The sequence below is a fragment of the Rhizobium sp. BK399 genome (assembly GCF_014194695.1).
In the GTDB taxonomy this organism is placed as follows: Bacteria; Pseudomonadota; Alphaproteobacteria; order Rhizobiales; family Rhizobiaceae; genus Rhizobium.
Genome location: NZ_JACIAH010000003.1, coordinates 66,040 through 83,990, shown reverse-complemented (window position 1 = coordinate 83,990; position 17,951 = coordinate 66,040). Strand labels below are relative to the sequence as shown.

Sequence of the window (17,951 nt, the reverse complement as noted above, 5' to 3'; positions counted from 1 at the left end):
AATGGAACAGCATGCCTTGGGCATCCTCGACGCAAGGAAAAGCGGCTCGCGCACCGGCGGCCCAAGCTTTTCGCTGCAGCACAGGATGTTACGGGCCGCGTGGGCGGTCGCGTGGATGCTTCTCGCTGGTTGGACGCCGGCCCCCTTGCATCGATGGCGGGCGATGCTGCTCCGCATGTTCGGCGCACAACTGGCGGCCAACGCCCGCGTTCATGGTTCGGCAAGGATCTGGTATCCACCGAACCTGGTGATGGAAGAGAACGCACTGATTGGCCCGCGTGTCATTTGCTATGCGATGGCGCCGATCCGCATCTGCCGGAATGCCGTGATCTCACAAGGCGCGCATCTTTGCGCCGGTAGTCATGTAGTGGACGATCCCTATTTCCAGCTGGAGGCACATCCGATCACGATCGGGGCCAATGCCTGGGTGGCGGCCGAGGCCTTTGTCGGCCCCGGCGTAATTTTAGAAGAGGGCTCTGTCCTCGGTGCGCGTGGCGTCGCCTTCAGCAACATCCCGGCCTGGACGATCTTTGCCGGCAACCCGGCGCGTTTCCTGCGCAAGCGCGTGCTGTTTACCAGCCCTGGACGATCGTAGCGCCAGCCCAGGCGGCGGCGACGACCGCATAGCCTAGATCATTGAGGTGGATTGCATCAGCCCGCAGCGATCGTGGCACCAGGCCGGCCGCCACGTCCTCCTGATCGCCAGAAGTCTGGTTGGCTGCGGACTGAAGGGCAGCTTGAAGATCGACAAAGTGGTTTTGGTAGACGGTCTTGAGAGCCGCATTCAGCTCCGATATCTGCTGCATCGCCTCGGGTGTGTCGCTTGCCGCAGGCAGGATCGAGCCAACGAGATATCGCCCGCGTGCTACCCGATTTGCCATTGCTGCGATATCGGACATAACCGTAGCTGGAGCGCTGGCGTTGTTGCGGCCGGCCCAGATCCACTGGACGTCTCCTCGTGTCGCGATGGCGTCGTCCAAAAGGAAGGTTGCGGAATAGGGCACGCCGGCGCTGTCGCCTGCGGACCTTCGCGTAAAGCTCCAATTGCCTGCGGCATCGGCGGAGATCGATCCTTTGATGCCGACCAGCGTGCCGGAAGCGCTGCCGCGGTGAGCGCCGGAATCGATGAAGATGTCCGCGGATTTGTAGGTGACGGGAATTTGCGGGCTGCTATCGCCCCACTCGATGGAGATGTTGTCAAGCGACCAGGTGACATAGCTGTCGCTGCTGACAAACGCGATCGCACCGCACGACTCGTTACCGAAAGTGCTGTTGCCACTGGTTAAGATCACTTCGTGGTGGCCACGGTAGCTGATAACCGAGGTTGCATTTCCTTCGGCGGTTTCCGCCGCCCAACTGCCACCGGGTGCATTGAGGCCGCCGATCTGGACAAGGCCGCCACCCTCGATGAAGTCGAGATCGAAGCCGACGCGAATGGTTTTGCCCTGTGGCACCGCCGCCAGGGCGATCTCGCAGCCGCGAAGGATTCCGGCGTCGTCGTTGCTGACCAGTAGTTTGCTGCTTTCCACCCGTAGCGGGGTTGTGTGGCCATCCTGGACGCGCGGGGTCCAGCCGTTCGCGCTGGTGCCGAAGCGGGATGTCGTAGAGAAGGTCGGATTGTAGAGGTTGATCGTTCCGTCGCCAGGTGTGAGTTGCAGGGAGGTTCGCAGCGGGCCGGCCTCGAACTGGCCCGGAAAGATGCGAAGCGTGATGTCGATAGTGCTGCCGACGGCAACATTCAGCAGGAAGGTCGAGCGAATAAAGGCGTGGGTTGCTTCACCGCTTTCCGATACGGAATTGCGCGCACCATCGAGTGGAAAACCTGGCGACGCGATTTCGTTGAGGTAGCCGCCGGCCTCGTCAGCTTGAATGAGCAGGAGATTGAAACCGTTCACGCCGCTGGTGGAGCCGCCAACCAGTTGAGCCTCGCCAGAGATAGTCCAGCGGCTGCCAGCTTCGACTTTCAGGTTTGCGGCGATGGAGCTGTATATCTGTCGACCGACATCCGTGAACGATCCGGTTGCCATTCCGTGAACGCGAACGTCGCCATAGGGAAGTCCGTTTTCATCAACCCCTGCCGCTACCAATTCGTGAGTGAGTCCGTTGATGACGCCTGCATCAAACGAGGTCATCCAGTCTCGGCTGCGGGGATAGAGGTTCTTGGTTTCAGTACCCTGGACGGCGAGCAGCAGGGGCGTGCCTCCCTGACGGGAAGCGATCTGGGTCGAGGTCTGGCCGCCGACCCCGCGATTAATGACAGTGCGAGGTGGGTTGAATAGCGAAGCTGCCAGAGCGGGATAGGAGTGGTCTGACGAAGACGCGCCCGCGCCTGCCGTCAGACTGTCGCCGAAGGCGACGATGGAGCGCGGCCTGGTCCCGTCGCGATGGGCGGGGCAGCCGGCACTGATATCGAGACCGAGAAACATTATTGAGACCTCCACAACAGTAAATGGGACTATGATCCTATTTCATGTTGGGCGGGCGGGGACGTTCGCGCACATGACCAGATTGCGTCGGCGGGCATTTGCCGCGCATTGCGGTGGTCGCCGGCGGTGCTCAAGTTGGGAGGTGTGGTTTTGTCCGAGCCGGCGTTCTTCCCGCTGGGACCACTGGAAGAGATGCTATAACATGGACAGGGTATTGTCGTTCCATCAGTCGGGATGACCTGTCGCCGGTGCGCCGGGAGACCACGAGGCGCCCAAACGGAGTTGCGAAATTGAGTGTTGCTTTCGTCAAAGAAGAAAGTGCTGAAGCCGCATCTGAAACTTTGCTGCCGGATCGTCCAATTTCGCCGCATCCGAACCTTGTGACCGAAGCGGGATTGAAGGCTCTGGAATTGCAGCTCCAGCAGGCGCGCGACGCATTCGATGCCGCAAGCACTATCGAGGACATCAATGAGCGACGGCGGCAGGCTGCGAATCCCTTGCGAGACCTACGCTACCTCGCGACTCGCGTTCGCACCGCCGAGGTTATTCCCGACCCGTCTTCGTTCGATCAAGTGGCCTTTGGAAGCACCGTGACGTTCAGCCGCGACGACGGGCGTGTGCAGACATATCGCGTTGTTGGAGAGGACGAGGCTGATCCCAAAGCGGGATCGATATCCTTCGTGTCCCCAGTGGCAAGGTCCCTAATCGGCAAGTCGATTGGAGATGTCGCCACTGTCGGTGGCCAGGAACTCGAGGTTATCGCGATCGCGTAGGGCGTCGCTTCCGCGTCCTGCGGAGCGTTTTTATCGAAGATGGGCATCCTGGCACGATATAAAATCCAGTTGCTCGTCTGATGGTCGTTACTGAGAACTTACCATGTCTTTATGTTCTCTTAAGTAATTCCCTTGAGATTGTATTCTCCCTGTTCCATGATGATTGCGATGCGAAGAATTTCGGGTCGTGCCTCATGACGATCGATGTAGATCGCCTCGGCCATGAACATGTTTCTTCGCTCCCGGCCGACTTTGCGCCGTTAGACTTTCATTCTTGTCTTTTGCCGCGGGTATAGGCTTGCGGTCGATCTGATTTAAGGACGTTGCATGAATTCGGAGTTTGCCGTTCGCCCGATGCGACCCGGTGAGTTGGAGCTAGTGCTCGAATGGGCGCGTCAGGAGGGCTGGAATCCTGGCCTCGACGACTCGATTGCCTTTCACGATGCGGACCCCTCCGGATTTTTCGTTGGCGTGCTCGGGGAGGTGCCGGTCGCCTCGATTTCGGTCGTCAAGTATGGCGACGACTTTGCTTTCCTCGGACTCTATATCGTGCATCCGGATTTTCGCGGCCGCGGCTACGGCAAAGCCATCTGGAATGCCGGCATGGCGTCCGCGGAGGGCCGCAGCATCGGCCTGGATGGCGTCGCCGCTCAGCAGGGTAACTACCGCAAGGCCGGCTTCGAAGAGGCCTATCGGACGGTTCGCTACGGCGGCGTGATATCAGCCCTGCCGGCCTCGACGCTTGTCGCGCAGGCTGTCTCCGACAAACTTGACGGATTGTTGCGCTATGACGCGACCATCTTTCCCGCCCCGCGGCCAGCATTTGTGGCGTCGTGGTGTGCGGCCCGCAGGGACAGGCACTCGGCCGTGGTGCGCAGGAGCGGCAAGATCCGCGGGTATGGCACGATCCGTCGTTGTTACGACGGCTACAAGCTCGGCCCGCTGTTTGCTGCCGACAAGGATAGCGCCGCAGCGTTGCTTTCGTTGCTGGCACCGCAGGCAAAAGGAGCGAGGGTCTTCATCGACATCCCCGCCAGCAACGGCGAGGCGATTGCGCTTGCAGAGGAGATGGGCTTGGCGCCCGTCTTCGAAACGGCTCGAATGTATCGCGGCGCCGCGCCGGTCGTTCCGCTGAAGAACGTCTTTGGTGTAACGACGCTGGAACTCGGCTAATCCATTGGTGATGCAGGGGCGGTGGAGACGGCTGTCTGGGGGCGGCCCTTTTCGGCAATGGCGATGCCGCCCAATGCAAGCGCCAACGCAACGATGTGAAAGGCCTGCAAATGCTCGCCAAGCAGGGCGACCGACAACAGCGTTCCGAAAACTGGCACGAGATTGATGAAGAGACCGGCCCGGTTTGCGCCGATCGCCTCAACGCCTTTGATGTAGAGGATTTGCGCGAGGAGTGAGGCGAAGATCGCGGTGTAAAAGGCGATCAGCCAGCCGCTGTTGTCGGGCAGTTGAATGGCGCCTTGACTGCCCTCCCAGATGAGTAGCGGCACGGCAGTGAGCGTCGCGCCGAGTGCGGGAACGGCCATCAGCGTGCGCCAATCGAGTGGCGGCTTCCAGCGAAGAAAAATCGTATAGACCGAATAGGCGGCGACGGCGATCAGCATGAGTCCGTCGCCGCGGTTGAGGCCGAGCTGTAGCAGCGTCCTCAGGTCGCCGTGCGCGGCGGTCAATGCGACCCCGACCAAGGTCATCGCGAAGCCGACGACTTGCGCCGTAGAAACGCCTGTGCGGAAGAAAACAAAGTTCAAGAGGAAGATCAGCATCGGGATGCCGGCCTGCTCGATCGCAACATTGATCACGGTCGTATACTGGACGGCGGAGTAGAGCATCGCGTTGAAAAGCGTGTAGCCGACGACGCCGTAGAAGAAGAGAAGCGGCAGGTTCTTGCGAACGATCGGCCAGTCGCGCTTCAATTGCGGGACCGAAACGGCGGCAATGAGCGCTGTTGCAAGGAACCAGCGCAGAAATGTCAACGTCATCGGGCTGACGTGCCCGAGCGCGAGCTTGCCCGCTACCGCGTTTCCGCCCCAGCACAATGCCGCGACGACGAGAGAAATATAAGCGGCAACCTGCACAGGCGATTCTTCCAGATGACGGCGATGCGTTCTCAACCCCAGGATATGATTGGCCAATAGCCCGATGATGGCTGATTTGTCACGTAAAAAGCCGATTCCGGCGGCATAACAGGGTCGCTTTCCCCGTGACAAAGCTTTATAGATGCGCGGGTTTGAGAAGGGTGCGGTTAAATCCGCCTTTAACAGGAAGACGTGAATGACGAACGTAGTCGTGGTCGGTTCGCAATGGGGTGACGAAGGCAAGGGCAAGATTGTCGATTGGCTTTCGGAACGTGCGGACATCGTTGTGCGCTATCAGGGCGGACACAATGCAGGCCATACGCTGGTAATCGATGGAACCAGCTACAAGCTCTCGCTGTTGCCATCCGGCGTCGTGCGTCCCGGCAAGATGGCTGTGATCGGCAACGGCGTCGTCGTCGATCCGCACGCACTGATTGCCGAAATCGAGAAGCTGGGAAAGCAGGGCGTCAAGATTTCCCCCGAGAACTTGCGCATCGCCGACAACGCGACGCTTATTCTCTCACTGCACCGCGAGCTCGACGCCTACCGTGAAGACGCTGCGTCCAACAGCGGTACGAAGATCGGCACCACGCGCCGTGGCATCGGCCCGGCCTATGAAGACAAGGTTGGCCGCCGTGCGATCCGTGTGATGGACCTCGCCGATCTCGACACGCTGCCGGGCAAGGTCGACCGCATCCTGACGCACCACAATGCACTGCGTCGCGGCCTTGGCGTTGCCGAGGTCAGCCATGATACGATCATGACGGAACTGACGTCGATCGCCGACCGCGTGCTTCCGTACCGCGATACGGTTTGGCTCTTCCTCGACAAGGAACGCCGCAAGGGCGCTCGTATCCTCTTTGAAGGTGCGCAGGGCAGCCTGCTCGACATCGATCATGGCACGTATCCGTTCGTCACGTCTTCGAACACCGTCGCCGGCCAGGCCGCGGCTGGTTCTGGCATGGGCCCGGGATCGCTCGGCTATATCCTCGGCATCACCAAGGCCTATACGACGCGCGTTGGCGAGGGACCGTTCCCGACCGAGCTGCATGACGAGATCGGCCAGTTCCTCGGTGAAAAAGGTCACGAATTCGGTACGGTGACGGGCCGCAAGCGTCGTTGCGGCTGGTTCGATGCAGCGCTGGTGCGCCAGTCGGTTGCCACCAACGGCATTACCGGCATTGCGCTGACGAAGCTTGATGTTCTCGACGGCCTCGACGAACTGAAGATCTGCGTCGGCTACAAGCTGGACGGCGAAGAGATCGATCATCTTCCTGCCAGCCAGGGCGCGCAAGCTCGCGTCGAGCCGATCTATGTGACGCTCGAAGGCTGGAAAGAATCGACGGTCGGCGCGCGCAGTTGGGCCGATCTGCCGGCCCAGGCAATCAAGTATGTTCGCCAGGTTGAAGAGTTGATCGGGGCGCCCGTCGCTCTCCTGTCTACAAGTCCTGAGCGAGACGACACGATACTTGTGACCGATCCTTTTGAGGACTAAGGTCGCGGGTCATTATTTGTGCGGTTCGCGTGGCGGACCGCACTCTTAGAGAAAGTACGAATGGCGGATTTTATCGCAGTTATCCGGCGGGCGGTTGACGGCCTGTCTGAAAATACTCCCGAGATGCGGGTGAAAGTCTACGAGCGCGCTCGCGGTGCTGTGCAGCGGCAGCTCGAGAACATGAAGCCGCGTCCGCCGGAAGCGATGCTGCAACGGCAGCTTGAAAAGCTCGAGGCTGCAATCCGCGAAGTCGAAGCGGAACACGCCGAAGCCGTTCCGTCCGCGGACGATGTTGCCGCGGCGGCTGCGCCCGAAGTCGAGACCGCCCATGAGCCGGAGGCCACCGCTCCTGAACCGGTCGCCGCCGAACCCACTGTTGACGAGCCGGCAGACGAGACATCGGTTCACCAAGAGCATGTAGAAGCTGAAGAGCCTGCGCCTGCCTATCAGGAGCCGCGCGAAGAGCCTGCGCATTATCACGAAGAGCCTGCCGCTGCCGAGCCGGAATATGCTGCCCAGCACGACACGCATTGGCCGCATGAAGAGCCGTCGGCTCCCGCTGAAGAAGTCGAACCCGTCGAGCACCTGCGCTCCGCTCCTTCCGAAGAGGTCGCTCACGAGGAACGGCAGGGCTCTGACGAGCATGTGGGCATAGAAGAGCCTGTTGCCGAGCCCACCGAGCCTCCGTACGTGGAGCCGGCTTTGCAGCCAGCGGCGCGCGACTACGATCTGACCAACCGTCTGGTCGAACCAGTCTATGGCTTGGATCGCTCGCCGGAAGAATTCGTGGATCGCAGCCAGGAAGAGCCGCTCCATGCGGACGCCGCCGGGCATTTCGATCCGGTATGGGCTGAGCCCGTCGAGGAAACGCCGGCGCCGCCGGCCAAGGATGCCCCGACAGACTGGGCGCTCGAGGAATTGAGGCAGTTTTCCGAGGCAGCGCCCGTTGCTCCGGCAAACGAAGCCGCGCGCGCGTTCGAGGACGTCATCGCCGGCATCGACCATGCACCGGCTAGCGTGAAGATGCCTGCCGCCAACGAGGGGTTCTCCTGGGAGGCAGCAGCCTTCGACGATCTCCCACCGATCGAAAGCGGCAAGAAGGTTCCGATCAACGCGCATTTCGACGATGGCGATCTCTTCTCGGAGATCCATGGCACCGCGAAAGCTGCGCCGGAAACCAATCCTGCGTGGCAGGAGGCACGGCCGCTTCGTGGCTACGACAACCGCGGCGTTGTTGCCGAAGACGACGACGGCACTGCGCCGCCCGATCTCGACAGCGCCGTTGCCGCGAAGTTCCAGGGCAAGAATCTGCGCATGGAGCCGAAGCGCCGCCGGTTCGGCATCGGCTCCATCGTAACCATCCTCATTGCGCTGGGCGTTGTTGGCGGCGGCGGGTATGCCGCCTGGACCCATCAGGATGCGCTGTCGACGATGTTGAAGAACCTTGTCAGCGCCGCTCCGTCGCAGAGTGCGAAGAACGAGCAGGCGCCGGCCAAGCCGGATGCTTCGACGCCAGCCGCGGCGCCACAGACCAGCGACGCCAAGCCGGCAGACGCAAACAAGGAAGTCGCCTCGTTGAATGACGGCGCTGCCGTCAACAACAAGTTCAACCAGCGGCTTCGTGCCGACGGCACCGAGGTCGACAGCGGCCCCGCTGCTGTTCCAGGAACGCCGACGGCCGAAGGAAAGTCGGTAGCCGAGCAGAACGTTGCTGCGGCCGATCCGACGCCGCCTGCGACCTCGACGACGCCGCCCTCGACGAGCGCTACCCCTCCGGCAGCCACGTCAGCGGCGACGCCGCCGGCGGACGGTGCAGCACAAACCGCGCCGGTCGGGTCAAATGAGAAAATGTTCCTCTATGAAGAGCGTATCGGGCAGAGTTCGCCGACTGCTATCCAGGGGTCGGTGGTTTGGAGCCTCCAGCACGAGGCAGGCTCGGACGGCAGGCAGGAAGCATCCGTGCAGGCGACCGTGACCGTTCCGGAACGCAACCTGTCGGCGCAGCTCACCTTCAAACGCAATTCGGATCCGTCGCTGCCTGCAAGCCACATCGTCGAAGTCGTCTTCTCGTTGCCGCCAAACTTCGAAGGCGGCGCCATCGAGAGCGTTCAGCGCATTTCGATGAAGCGGACCGAGCAGGATCGCGGCGACGCGTTGATTGCCGTTCCCGCAAAGATCACGGACGATTTCCATATGATCGCGCTGAATGACTATCCGGATGCGCGCAAGGCGAACCTCGATCTCCTCGGAAGCCGCGACTGGATCGATATCCCGATCACCTATCGCAACGGCCGCCGTGCCCTTCTGACGATGCAGAAAGGCTCGACGGGCGCGGAGGCGTTCAACGCCGCGATCAAGGAATGGGCCGCATTTGGCGACGTATCGACCAGCCAATAATCACTGGTTGGAGTAAATAAAAAAGGGCGAGACCAAACGGTCCCGCCCTTTTTCATTTGAGGAAACTTGCGCTTTAGGCTGTCGCTTCCACGACCCGAACGGCCTTGGCGCGCTCCAGAGCTTCCTTGCGCACGGCATCCTGGACTTTTTCGAAGGCGCGGACTTCGATCTGACGAACGCGTTCGCGGCTGATGTCGAACTCTGACGAGAGGTCCTCCAGCGTTACCGGATCTTCAGCGAGACGACGCGCCTCGAAGATACGGCGTTCGCGATCGTTCAGAACGCTCATCGCCTTCGCCAGCATACGGCGACGCGTGTCGAGTTCGTCCTGCTCGATCAGAACCGCCTCTTGGCTATCGTGGTCGTCGACGAGCCAATCCTGCCATTGCCCGGATTCGCCTTCCGAGGCCTTGATCGGTGCGTTCAGCGACGCGTCGCCCGACAGGCGACGGTTCATCGAGACGACCTCCTCCTCGGAGACGTTCAGCTTCGTGGCAATCTCAGCGACGTGTTCCGGCTTCAAGTCACCGTCGTCAATGGCCTGAATGCGGCCCTTGAGACGACGCAAGTTGAAGAACAGTCGCTTCTGGTTGGCGGTCGTGCCCATTTTCACCAGAGACCACGAACGCAGGATGTACTCCTGGATCGACGCCTTGATCCACCACATGGCATAGGTGGCAAGACGGAAGCCGCGTTCCGGATCAAACTTTTTGACGGCCTGCATCAGGCCGACGTTCCCTTCGGATACGACTTCGCCGATCGGCAGGCCATAGCCGCGGTATCCCATCGCGATCTTCGCAACGAGGCGCAGGTGACTGGTGACGAGTTTGTGAGCGGCTTCGCGATCGCCATGTTCCGCATAGCGCTTCGCAAGCATATATTCCTGCTGCGGTTCCAACATCGGGAACTTGCGGATCTCGTCGAGATAGCGATTGAGACCGGCTTCGCCGGCGGTAATGGACGGCAAGTTATTTCGGGCCATAAAAGCACCCTCCTATCTGAATTCCGGTTCCCGATGGAACGCGCCCCTGCGTTAAAAAGGCGAACCGGGGACGTGCGGCTTTATCGGAGCCCGCACTAAGTCAATGTACAGATAAGTATGGCCGAACAGGGGTTCAAGGCCGCACACCGTTTCACGAAGGCGTTACTCCGCCTTGGCCCGCAGGGCGCTTGCCAACTCTTCCATGTCCTCAGGCAGAGGCACTTCAAAGTGCATCACCTCGTTGGTGCGGGGGTGCTCGAATTGCAGCATATAGGCATGGAGGGCCTGCCTGCCAAAGGCATTCACAGTCTTCCTGGCAGCATCCGGAAGGAGATTTGCCTTTGTCTTGAAACCTGCGCCGTAGACCGTGTCACCGAGCAGCGGGTGGCCGATATGTGCCATGTGCACGCGGATTTGATGCGTGCGGCCGGTTTCGAGATGACACTCGATGAGTGAGGCGAGCGAAGTCGCGTCGGGATTCTCATGAAAGCGCTCGAGCACTTCATAATGTGTGATCGCCTCGTCGGCATCCTGCGTCTCGGGCCGTTTGACGGCACGACGCGTACGGTCGCCGACGGAGCGCCCCAGCGGGGCATTGATCGTCCCCGTCAGCGCGCGAGGACGCCCCCAGACGATTGCCTGATAGGCGCGCTCCAAGGGCATGGTGCGCCCGTGATCGGCAAACTGCAGCGAGAGGTGGCGATGAGAGATGTCGTTCTTGGCGACGACCATTACACCTGTGGTGTCTTTGTCCAGGCGGTGAACGATCCCCGGACGACGGACGCCGCCGATACCGGAAAGACTGTCGCCACAATGGTAGATCAGCGCATTGACGAGCGTACCGGTCCAGTTCCCTGCCGCTGGATGGACGACGAGGCCCGCAGGCTTGGAGATGACGATGACATCGTCGTCTTCGAACAGAATATCGAGCGGAATGTTTTCGCCCTGGGGCGTCGGGTCTTGCGGTTCCGGTAGGACTATCTCGAAGACATCGCCTGGACGCACTTTTTTCTGCGGATCGGCGACGACCTTGCCGCCCGCCGAGACCTGGCCTTCCTTGATCAGCACCTTCACGCGACTGCGCGAAAACTCTTCCCCAAGCTGTGCCGTCATCCACGCATCGAGACGGCCTTCGGCACTCTCGTCGGCCGTGAGGACTTTTCTAATGCCGGATGCTTGTTTAAAGGGGTCGCTCAAGACGCTTCTTCTCCGAATGATTTATAGAACGGAACGCCACATATGACGAATATCCAGCCAGAAGGTGATCAGGACGAAAAGCCCCTTGATCCGGTGATGGAACGTGTCCGGCGCAAGATGATCCGCCTGCAGATTGTTTCAGGCATCATCATGTTCGTGAGCCTTATGGCGGTCTTCGGCGCCATTGTCTACAAGACGATGCGGACTCCCGCGAGCGAACCAACAGCCGTGACATCGGCCGGCGTACCGTCGGATGCGCCTATATCCGTGACGGCCGTGTTGCCGCCGGGCTTCATCATTCAGTCGTCGTCGTTCTCGGGAGGGCAGATCATGTTCTTTGGGGCCACGGCCGACGGGATCATGAAGTCGCTCGTCTTCGATATCAAGGCAGGACGCATTGTCGCCGATGTGACCATCAACGGCGGCTAGGGCGATGGCTTCTCGGCTCGTTGCGATCGAGAGCGCGGACGATGCTCGCATCGCTGAGTTCCGCGATATCCGCGAACGGGATCTGACCGGTCGGCAGAACCGCTTCATTGCGGAGGGTACGGTCGTGCTTCGCATGTTGGCGGAAGCCAGCCACAGCGGCAGCTTTACAACCGAAAAGGTGCTGTTGCTCAGGAACCGCGTCGATGGCGTCGCTCCCATTCTCGAGCGGCTGCCGATCGAGGTGCCCGTCTATGTTGCCGAGGCCGAAGTTCTGGACCGGATCGTCGGATTTCATCTCCATCGCGGCGTATTGGCCCTCGGCAGGCGCGAGGTAGCGGAAGTCGATCTCGTCGACCGATTGTCTAAGCGTTCGCTGGTCCTTGTCGGTTGCGGCATTTCCAATCATGACAATGCCGGATCCATGTTCCGCAACGCGGCCGCCTTCAAGGCCGATGCCATCTTCCTCGATGAAACGTCCTGCGATCCGCTGTATCGCAAGGCATTGCGCGTCTCCGTCGGCTCCGTCCTCAGTGTGCCTTACCAGCGGAAGGGCACTGGACTTGATATACTGGCGCGGCTTGCCGCGAACGGCTTCGCCATCTGGACACTCTCGCCGCGCGGCGAGACCGACATCCGGGCGATACCGCCAGCCGGCAGGATGGCGTTGGTCGTAGGCACGGAAGGCGAGGGATTGCCGCCTGTTGTCCTTGAGCGCTTCAACAGCGCGCGCATTCCGCAATCGGAGGGATTGGACAGCCTCAATGTGGCGACGGCCACGGGCATCGCTCTTTTCGCCATGGCGTCAGCAGTGAAGCGGATCTGATCTCAGCCTGGTTCCGACAGGATCGTCGCTGCGCGCTGCGCAAGGTTGATGCGCTCACCATCCTGATGGTCTGCGGCATCCGGCAGAAGGTCTCGGATCGGCGACGTGGGGCCTTCATTGATCGCTGTCAACGCGACCATTCTTGCGGCTATGTCGGCGATCTCTTCGCGTGCGGCTTCATCCTGATACGTGTCCGACTTTGCTTTCAACTGTTCCGAAACGGCGGCGCTGCGCTTGCGCACTTCTTCGCTCAGGCGTGCCGCGATCGCCGCGGTATCGAGTTCGGCTGCCATCGTTTCCTCGGTTGCCCGCTCCTCTGAAACCGCATCTGCGGCTACGGGTTGAAGACCGGCATTGCGCAGTGCACGGTTTGCCTTGCGCAGTTCGGCGTTCGCCGCCTTGATCTGTTCTTTCAGCTTCGCAATTTCCTGCTGGCGGCGTCCGAGTAGCGTATCCTTGTCGGCCACCGACGCCGCATCGCGGTCTGCCTGATCTTCCAGCCTGATGACCGCGTGCTCGTGCTGGGCGAGGGTCTGCTCCGCATCCTTTGCGCGCTTCTGCAGCAAGCTCACGTCCTGGCGAAGCGTGTCGCGCTCGATGCGGACCGCATTCGCCTTGAAGCTCATGCTTTCGATTTCGGTCTCGCGCGCCGCCAAATCGATCTTCAAATTGTCGCTCTGTTCCGCAAGTCTGTTGAGGCGCGTGCGAAGCGCTTCAAGTTCGCCTTCCTTGGCCGCACTTGCCTGCTCCGCGATGTGGAGGCTCGTCTTCAGCTGGCTGATGTAGTTTTCATCCTTGCGCAGATGCGAGCGCTGTTCCGCTGCTTCGACACTCATGTCGCTGATCTGCGCCTGCAATCCGCCGATTTCAGCCGCAAATCGTCCGGCGTCGAGCGCCAGTGAATCGTGTTTCAACTGCAGCGCCAGCGACTTCTCGCGCTCGCGCACCAGCTGTTGCGTCGTTTTGGCGTTTTCCGCGGCATAGAAGGCTCGGACCATGTCCTTCTGCGCCCGCACCTCCTGCGGGCTGAGCGGCATGGTCGCGCGCATCCGATTTTCTGTATACCAGACGATGCGACGGTGGACAGCGGGCGACACCAGGAAAACGAGGAACGCTGCCGTCAGGAAGCCCAGTCCGAACAAGAGAGCATATTCGATCACGGAGTTGCCACGGCTTCCAAAAGTTGATTTGCGTCAGGACCAATGATTAAGCGGACCTGACGCGTAGAGCAAGTGGCGGAAAGGTAACGGCGAGCGAGAGTTCGACAGCGCCGATAGAATCAGAAGGGATTCCAGGTCGGATTCGGCGTGACCTTGAGGTATCCGACATTCAGTCCAAGGCGCGCCCCGACACCGGTGCGGATCGGCACCACTAGGACGTTTTCATTCTTGAGAAGCGTCATACCGAAGCCGGCGATGACGAAGGCCTGACCGCTGACGCCGCCGAAACGGGCATAGATGGCGTCGGTCGAGGGCAGGTCATAGACCAGCATCATGACGCGTGTGCCCTGGCCACCATAGTCGATGCCGAGCGACGGGCCTTGCCAGTAGAGCGGATGCTCGCCGGCATTCTTGGTGTTCAGCTGACCTTCGCCATAGGTAAGTCCGGCGATGAAGGCACCGGAGCCTTCCTGGCCGAGGATGTAGCCGTTCGGAAGGCCGTATTTCTGAAAGGCCGCTTCGACCACCTTTGCGAGCCCGCCGCTGGTTGAGCCGAAAAACGAGTGTCCGGCGTCAACGATCTCCTGCATCGTGTACTGGCCATTGTTGGCCTGCTGCGCCGCCGCCTGCATGGGGATAAGCACGAGGGGCGAGAATATCAGCGCAACGAGAAGCCGGCAGAGGACCGGGAGTCTTCCGAGGAAATGGGCGCGCATGGGTGTCATCCGTTCATCATGGTCGGTACGATGAGCCGTTTCCGGCGTTTGATTCATTTTGCGCGTATGGTCTTAACAATCGGTTTACCAAATATGGTGTCATTATGGCGCCGAGTACGGCCGCAAACTTCGCGCAATTTTGATGACGCAAGATAGACGGCGGAATGACCCTGCCGCCCCTGGAGACGATGATGTCGAAGAATCCAAACCTCACCCTGACCGGTCCCGACTTGGCCGCGCTTCTGTGCAGCCGCGTCTGCCATGATGTCATTTCGCCGGTCGGCGCAATCAACAATGGTCTGGAGCTTCTGGACGAGGGCGGCGCCGACGCCGATGCGATGGATCTTATCAGGACAAGCGCGCTCAACGCGTCTGTGCGCCTGAAGTTCGCCCGGCTTGCCTTCGGCGCCTCAGGCTCGGTCGGCGCCTCGATCGATACCGGTGAAGCCGAACGCGCGGCGAAGGATTTTGCGGCTGCCGAGAAGAAGACCGAGGTTACTTGGAGTGGCCCGCGTGCGATCATCGCCAAAAACCGCGTCAAGCTGCTGCTCAATCTGTTTCTCGTGGCCTATTCGTCCATTCCGCGTGGCGGCACCATTGAAGTCACACTGGAAAACCCGGAGCTGGACGCAAAATTCAAGATTGTCGCAAAGGGCAAGTTGATGCGCCTGCCGCCGAAGTTCGTGGAAATTTCGACCGGGGAAGTCGAGGAGGCAATCGATGCCCATACGATTCAGCCGTACTATACGGTGCTGCTTGCCGATGAATGCGGCATGACGCTGGGCCATGGTGCAACCACCGAAGAACTGACCTTCACCGCTGACGTTATCGCGGCTTGATACAAGCCTCGACGGCGATTCGGCACCCCGAGGTAATAAATCCTTAGCCTAATGTTTTTATCCTTGGCTAGTAATTCGCCAGCCGGGACAGAAGCTGGGGCAAGGAGCAGCCATGCAGAGGTTTATGATCGCCGACTCGTCGGACGTTGTTCGCAAGGTCGGGAAGCGTATCCTGTCTGAGCTGGATTTCCTCGTCAGCGAAGCCTCGAATGTCTATGAAGCCCTTTCCAATTGCCAGGTCGAACTTCCGGACTACCTGATTGTCGATTCCGGAATGGACGGTGCGCTTGAACTGATCTCCACCATCCGCGGTATGGAAGGCGGCAACGAGGTCAAGATCTACTACTGCGTGGTCGAAGCCGATCTCAAGAAGCTGATGATGGGGAAACGGGCAGGGGCGACGGATTTTCTGCTCAAGCCGTTCGACCGCAAGATTTTGACTGCCGTTTTCGGCAATCGCGCTATCGCCGCATAATTGCGAACCTCCTTTCACCAATCAAGGCCGCCCTGGGCGGCTTTTTTATGCCGGAAACGAAAAAAATCCCGCCACAAGGACGGGACTTTTTCTATTTGGCAAAGGGGATGAAAACTCAGGCAGTCTCGGCGTACTCAGCGCCATCCGGCTCGCGCAGAACATAGCCCCGGCCCCAGACGGTTTCGATGTAGTTCGCGCCGCCAGCGGCGTTGGCCAGCTTCTTGCGCAGCTTGCAAATGAAGACGTCGATGATCTTCAGTTCCGGTTCGTCCATGCCGCCATAGAGGTGGTTCAGGAACATTTCCTTGGTAAGGGTGGTGCCCTTGCGGAGCGAGAGCAGCTCCAGCATCTGGTATTCCTTGCCGGTCAGGTGAACGCGCTGGCCACCGACTTCGACGGTCTTGGCGTCGAGGTTGACGATCAGTTCGCCGGTCATGATGACGGACTGGGCATGACCCTTGGAGCGGCGCACGATCGCATGAATGCGGGCAACCAGTTCGTCCTTGTGGAACGGCTTGGTCATGTAGTCGTCGGCGCCGAAACCGAGGCCGCGAACCTTGTCCTCAATGCCGGCCATGCCGGAGAGAATCAGGATCGGTGTCTTGACCTTGGACAGACGGAGAGTGCGGAGCACTTCATATCCGGACATGTCGGGAAGGTTCAAATCGAGAAGGATGATGTCGTAATCATACAACTTCCCGAGATCCACGCCTTCTTCACCCAGATCGGTGGTGTAGACGTTAAAACTTTCTGATTTGAGCATCAATTCGATGCTCTGCGCTGTCGCGCTATCATCTTCGATGAGTAGTACCCGCATTCTTATCCCCTTTACCGCCGCCGAAAGGTGGTCTGGCCCCCTACACGATACCGAATATGTCACTGCGTGATTTGGAAGCTGCCACGAAATGGTTAACAAATTCTGATTCACTCTGGCAAGAGGTAATCAATTTATTAAATATTTTGTCCATTCCGCTGTTTTCCAACGAGAATCCGCAAAGCCTACTTCTTAACTTTTACATTAAGAATGGCCGGTAAGCGATTCATTCGACTCACCAATGAAGCGGTATCGGAAATCGCGTAGTTGTGTTTACCGACCCTTAAATCATCGGCACTATCATTAACGATGCCCGTAAACGAAAGGTTACCAGCGGTAGGTTTTTGTTAATACCGACGGAAATTTTTTGGGCAGGCCGTTTCAAAGCGGCTCGCAGGGGCGGTTTTGAGTGGAGCAGGGGTCTCGCATCACTGGAGTAATGCGTATGAAGTCGCGTGAGAGCCTAACTCGCCTGAAGGAGTTTCAGGTGAACGAAAAACGTCGCCAACTGCAGCAATTGCAGATGATGATGTCCGAATTTGAACGGATGACGAAGGATTTGGAGAGCCAGATCCTCGTTGAAGAAAAGAAATCCGGCATTTCCGATCCGAATCACTTCGCCTATCCGACTTTCGCAAAGGCAGCGCGCCAGCGGGCGGACAATCTTCAGGTTTCGATCAAGGAGCTGAAGATGCAGGAAGAGTCGCTGGAACAGGCGCTCGAAGAGATGCAGGCGGAGTACGCACGTGCGGCCGCGCTGGAAGAGCGCGACAGCGCGGTCCGGGCAAGAGCCTAAGGCAGGAATCGGGCGCCGCTAGGGCGCCTCGACATCGCCTCGAAAAAGCCATGCATGATGGGCTGCCGCGTCCGTCATACATGGCTTTTGGCGTTGCGATGTCAGCTGTTGATGACATCTGCCCATTCCGCGTGGCGTTGGGATTGGGCTTTGAAGAACGGGCAGAGCGGGAAGATCTTCCATCCGCCCTTGCGCGCTTCCTCGACGGCGTGCAGAGCCAGTGCCTGGCCGACGCCCTTGCCGCGCAGTGCATCGGGTACCCCGGTGTGGTCGATGATGACGAGCTTAGGCGACGTGCGGGAGTAGGTCATCTCGGCCTGATGGCCCTCTAGCTCTGCAACGTAGCGACCGCCGGAAGTCGTTGCTTCGTTCTTGATGTTCATTGCCATTCCTCATCAACAGTGTGCTGTTCGGGAAAGTGGCATGTCACATTGCATACGCCAAGACGGTAGACGAGAACACAGTGTTCGATGAGGTCGGCGGGGAGAGGGCTGCCGGTATGGGCCGGCAGCGGTTCCAGCGTCACCGATCGAGTTTCCAGC

General features: G+C 59.8%; 18 protein-coding genes. 10 read left to right on the top strand and 8 right to left on the bottom strand.

What is annotated here, in order from left to right; genetic code table 11:
• Nucleotide 1: 1 nt before the first annotated feature.
• Nucleotides 2–595 (top strand): DapH/DapD/GlmU-related protein, encoded by a 594-nt coding sequence (locus tag FHT97_RS09320; protein WP_183861563.1) that lies wholly within the window; start codon nucleotides 2–4, stop codon nucleotides 593–595.
• On the opposite strand, the gene FHT97_RS09315 is transcribed toward FHT97_RS09320, so the two are convergent.
• Nucleotides 573–2,426, bottom strand: a complete 1,854-nt coding sequence (locus FHT97_RS09315) for an SGNH/GDSL hydrolase family protein (RefSeq protein WP_183861561.1) — start codon at nucleotides 2,424–2,426, stop codon at nucleotides 573–575. The genes FHT97_RS09320 and FHT97_RS09315 overlap by 23 nt on opposite strands.
• Nucleotides 2,427–2,716: 290 nt before the next feature.
• Here FHT97_RS09315 and greA point away from each other — a divergent pair, with 290 nt between their 5' ends.
• Both greA and FHT97_RS09305 read left to right on the top strand, forming a co-directional pair.
• A complete protein-coding gene (gene greA / locus FHT97_RS09310; RefSeq protein WP_183861559.1) occupies nucleotides 2,717–3,199 on the top strand; it encodes a transcription elongation factor GreA in 483 nt (160 codons plus the stop codon).
• 327 nt (nucleotides 3,200–3,526) lie between these two features.
• Nucleotides 3,527–4,372 carry a GNAT family N-acetyltransferase gene (locus FHT97_RS09305; RefSeq protein ID WP_183861557.1) on the top strand — a complete coding sequence of 282 codons (846 nt, stop codon included), beginning with the start codon at nucleotides 3,527–3,529 and terminating at the stop codon, nucleotides 4,370–4,372.
• Here FHT97_RS09305 and FHT97_RS09300 read toward each other — a convergent pair.
• Complete coding sequence (locus FHT97_RS09300; protein WP_183861555.1) at nucleotides 4,369–5,286, bottom strand: DMT family transporter; 918 nt, start codon at nucleotides 5,284–5,286, stop codon at nucleotides 4,369–4,371. The genes FHT97_RS09305 and FHT97_RS09300 overlap by 4 nt on opposite strands.
• Nucleotides 5,287–5,482: 196 nt before the next feature.
• Between FHT97_RS09300 and FHT97_RS09295 the strand changes: the two genes are divergently transcribed.
• Both FHT97_RS09295 and FHT97_RS09290 read left to right on the top strand, forming a co-directional pair.
• Nucleotides 5,483–6,781: an adenylosuccinate synthase gene (locus FHT97_RS09295; RefSeq protein ID WP_183861553.1), complete on the top strand. Its 1,299-nt coding sequence runs from the start codon at nucleotides 5,483–5,485 to the stop codon at nucleotides 6,779–6,781.
• A 60-nt stretch (nucleotides 6,782–6,841) separates the two neighbouring features.
• On the top strand, nucleotides 6,842–9,178 hold the full coding sequence (locus FHT97_RS09290; protein WP_183861551.1) for a hypothetical protein: 2,337 nt from the start codon (nucleotides 6,842–6,844) through the stop codon (nucleotides 9,176–9,178).
• A 73-nt stretch (nucleotides 9,179–9,251) separates the two neighbouring features.
• Here the strand turns inward: FHT97_RS09290 and rpoH are convergent, their stop codons facing one another.
• Together rpoH and FHT97_RS09280 are read right to left on the bottom strand one after the other, a co-directional pair.
• Nucleotides 9,252–10,160: an RNA polymerase sigma factor RpoH gene (gene rpoH / locus FHT97_RS09285; RefSeq protein WP_016554940.1), complete on the bottom strand. Its 909-nt coding sequence runs from the start codon at nucleotides 10,158–10,160 to the stop codon at nucleotides 9,252–9,254.
• A gap of 162 nt (nucleotides 10,161–10,322) precedes the next feature.
• Nucleotides 10,323–11,357 carry an RluA family pseudouridine synthase gene (locus FHT97_RS09280; RefSeq protein WP_183861549.1) on the bottom strand — a complete coding sequence of 345 codons (1,035 nt, stop codon included), beginning with the start codon at nucleotides 11,355–11,357 and terminating at the stop codon, nucleotides 10,323–10,325.
• A 42-nt stretch (nucleotides 11,358–11,399) separates the two neighbouring features.
• Between FHT97_RS09280 and FHT97_RS09275 the strand changes: the two genes are divergently transcribed.
• Nucleotides 11,400–11,786, top strand: coding sequence for a hypothetical protein (locus FHT97_RS09275; RefSeq protein WP_183755591.1), 387 nt, complete (start codon nucleotides 11,400–11,402; stop codon nucleotides 11,784–11,786).
• Nucleotides 11,787–11,790: 4 nt separating this feature from the next.
• Nucleotides 11,791–12,609: an RNA methyltransferase gene (locus tag FHT97_RS09270; RefSeq protein ID WP_183861547.1), complete on the top strand. Its 819-nt coding sequence runs from the start codon at nucleotides 11,791–11,793 to the stop codon at nucleotides 12,607–12,609.
• A 2-nt stretch (nucleotides 12,610–12,611) separates the two neighbouring features.
• Here the strand turns inward: FHT97_RS09270 and FHT97_RS09265 are convergent, their stop codons facing one another.
• Nucleotides 12,612–13,769 carry a hypothetical protein gene (locus tag FHT97_RS09265; RefSeq protein WP_183861545.1) on the bottom strand — a complete coding sequence of 386 codons (1,158 nt, stop codon included), beginning with the start codon at nucleotides 13,767–13,769 and terminating at the stop codon, nucleotides 12,612–12,614.
• Nucleotides 13,770–13,888: 119 nt separating this feature from the next.
• The gene (locus tag FHT97_RS09260) at nucleotides 13,889–14,485 is read right to left on the bottom strand and encodes an EipA family protein (RefSeq protein WP_183861543.1); all 597 of its coding nucleotides are present in this window, start codon (nucleotides 14,483–14,485) and stop codon (nucleotides 13,889–13,891) included.
• A gap of 191 nt (nucleotides 14,486–14,676) precedes the next feature.
• On the opposite strand from FHT97_RS09260, the gene FHT97_RS09255 reads away from it, so the two are divergent.
• On the top strand, nucleotides 14,677–15,324 hold the full coding sequence (locus FHT97_RS09255; protein ID WP_183862006.1) for a histidine phosphotransferase family protein: 648 nt from the start codon (nucleotides 14,677–14,679) through the stop codon (nucleotides 15,322–15,324).
• Between the two features lie 112 nt (nucleotides 15,325–15,436).
• Nucleotides 15,437–15,799 (top strand): response regulator, encoded by a 363-nt coding sequence (locus tag FHT97_RS09250; RefSeq protein ID WP_183861542.1) that lies wholly within the window; start codon nucleotides 15,437–15,439, stop codon nucleotides 15,797–15,799.
• A 115-nt stretch (nucleotides 15,800–15,914) separates the two neighbouring features.
• Here FHT97_RS09250 and ctrA read toward each other — a convergent pair whose 3' ends face one another.
• On the bottom strand, nucleotides 15,915–16,616 hold the full coding sequence (gene ctrA, locus FHT97_RS09245) for a cell cycle two-component system response regulator CtrA (RefSeq protein ID WP_003542362.1): 702 nt from the start codon (nucleotides 16,614–16,616) through the stop codon (nucleotides 15,915–15,917).
• A gap of 442 nt (nucleotides 16,617–17,058) precedes the next feature.
• Here ctrA and FHT97_RS09240 point away from each other — a divergent pair, with 442 nt between their 5' ends.
• Nucleotides 17,059–17,409, top strand: coding sequence for a hypothetical protein (locus FHT97_RS09240; RefSeq protein WP_016554933.1), 351 nt, complete (start codon nucleotides 17,059–17,061; stop codon nucleotides 17,407–17,409).
• 101 nt (nucleotides 17,410–17,510) lie between these two features.
• On the opposite strand, the gene FHT97_RS09235 is transcribed toward FHT97_RS09240, so the two are convergent.
• A complete protein-coding gene (locus FHT97_RS09235; RefSeq protein ID WP_183861539.1) occupies nucleotides 17,511–17,792 on the bottom strand; it encodes a GNAT family N-acetyltransferase in 282 nt (93 codons plus the stop codon).
• Nucleotides 17,793–17,951 lie beyond the last annotated feature (159 nt).

Excerpts from the sequence above, each read along its gene's own strand:
- rpoH (WP_016554940.1), bottom strand. The coding sequence starts at position 10,160 with ATGGCCCGAAATAACTTGCCGTCCATTACCGCCGGCGAAGCCGGTCTC.
- FHT97_RS09305 (WP_183861557.1), top strand. The coding sequence starts at position 3,527 with ATGAATTCGGAGTTTGCCGTTCGCCCGATGCGACCCGGTGAGTTGGAG.
- FHT97_RS09320 (WP_183861563.1), top strand. The coding sequence starts at position 2 with ATGGAACAGCATGCCTTGGGCATCCTCGACGCAAGGAAAAGCGGCTCG.
- FHT97_RS09260 (WP_183861543.1), bottom strand. The coding sequence starts at position 14,485 with ATGCGCGCCCATTTCCTCGGAAGACTCCCGGTCCTCTGCCGGCTTCTC.
- FHT97_RS09270 (WP_183861547.1), top strand. The coding sequence starts at position 11,791 with ATGGCTTCTCGGCTCGTTGCGATCGAGAGCGCGGACGATGCTCGCATC.
- FHT97_RS09290 (WP_183861551.1), top strand. The coding sequence starts at position 6,842 with ATGGCGGATTTTATCGCAGTTATCCGGCGGGCGGTTGACGGCCTGTCT.
- FHT97_RS09275 (WP_183755591.1), top strand. The coding sequence starts at position 11,400 with ATGACGAATATCCAGCCAGAAGGTGATCAGGACGAAAAGCCCCTTGAT.
- FHT97_RS09235 (WP_183861539.1), bottom strand. The coding sequence starts at position 17,792 with ATGAACATCAAGAACGAAGCAACGACTTCCGGCGGTCGCTACGTTGCA.
- FHT97_RS09240 (WP_016554933.1), top strand. The coding sequence starts at position 17,059 with ATGAAGTCGCGTGAGAGCCTAACTCGCCTGAAGGAGTTTCAGGTGAAC.
- FHT97_RS09295 (WP_183861553.1), top strand. The coding sequence starts at position 5,483 with ATGACGAACGTAGTCGTGGTCGGTTCGCAATGGGGTGACGAAGGCAAG.
- ctrA (WP_003542362.1), bottom strand. The coding sequence starts at position 16,616 with ATGCGGGTACTACTCATCGAAGATGATAGCGCGACAGCGCAGAGCATC.
- FHT97_RS09250 (WP_183861542.1), top strand. The coding sequence starts at position 15,437 with ATGCAGAGGTTTATGATCGCCGACTCGTCGGACGTTGTTCGCAAGGTC.
- FHT97_RS09315 (WP_183861561.1), bottom strand. The coding sequence starts at position 2,426 with ATGTTTCTCGGTCTCGATATCAGTGCCGGCTGCCCCGCCCATCGCGAC.
- FHT97_RS09255 (WP_183862006.1), top strand. The coding sequence starts at position 14,677 with ATGTCGAAGAATCCAAACCTCACCCTGACCGGTCCCGACTTGGCCGCG.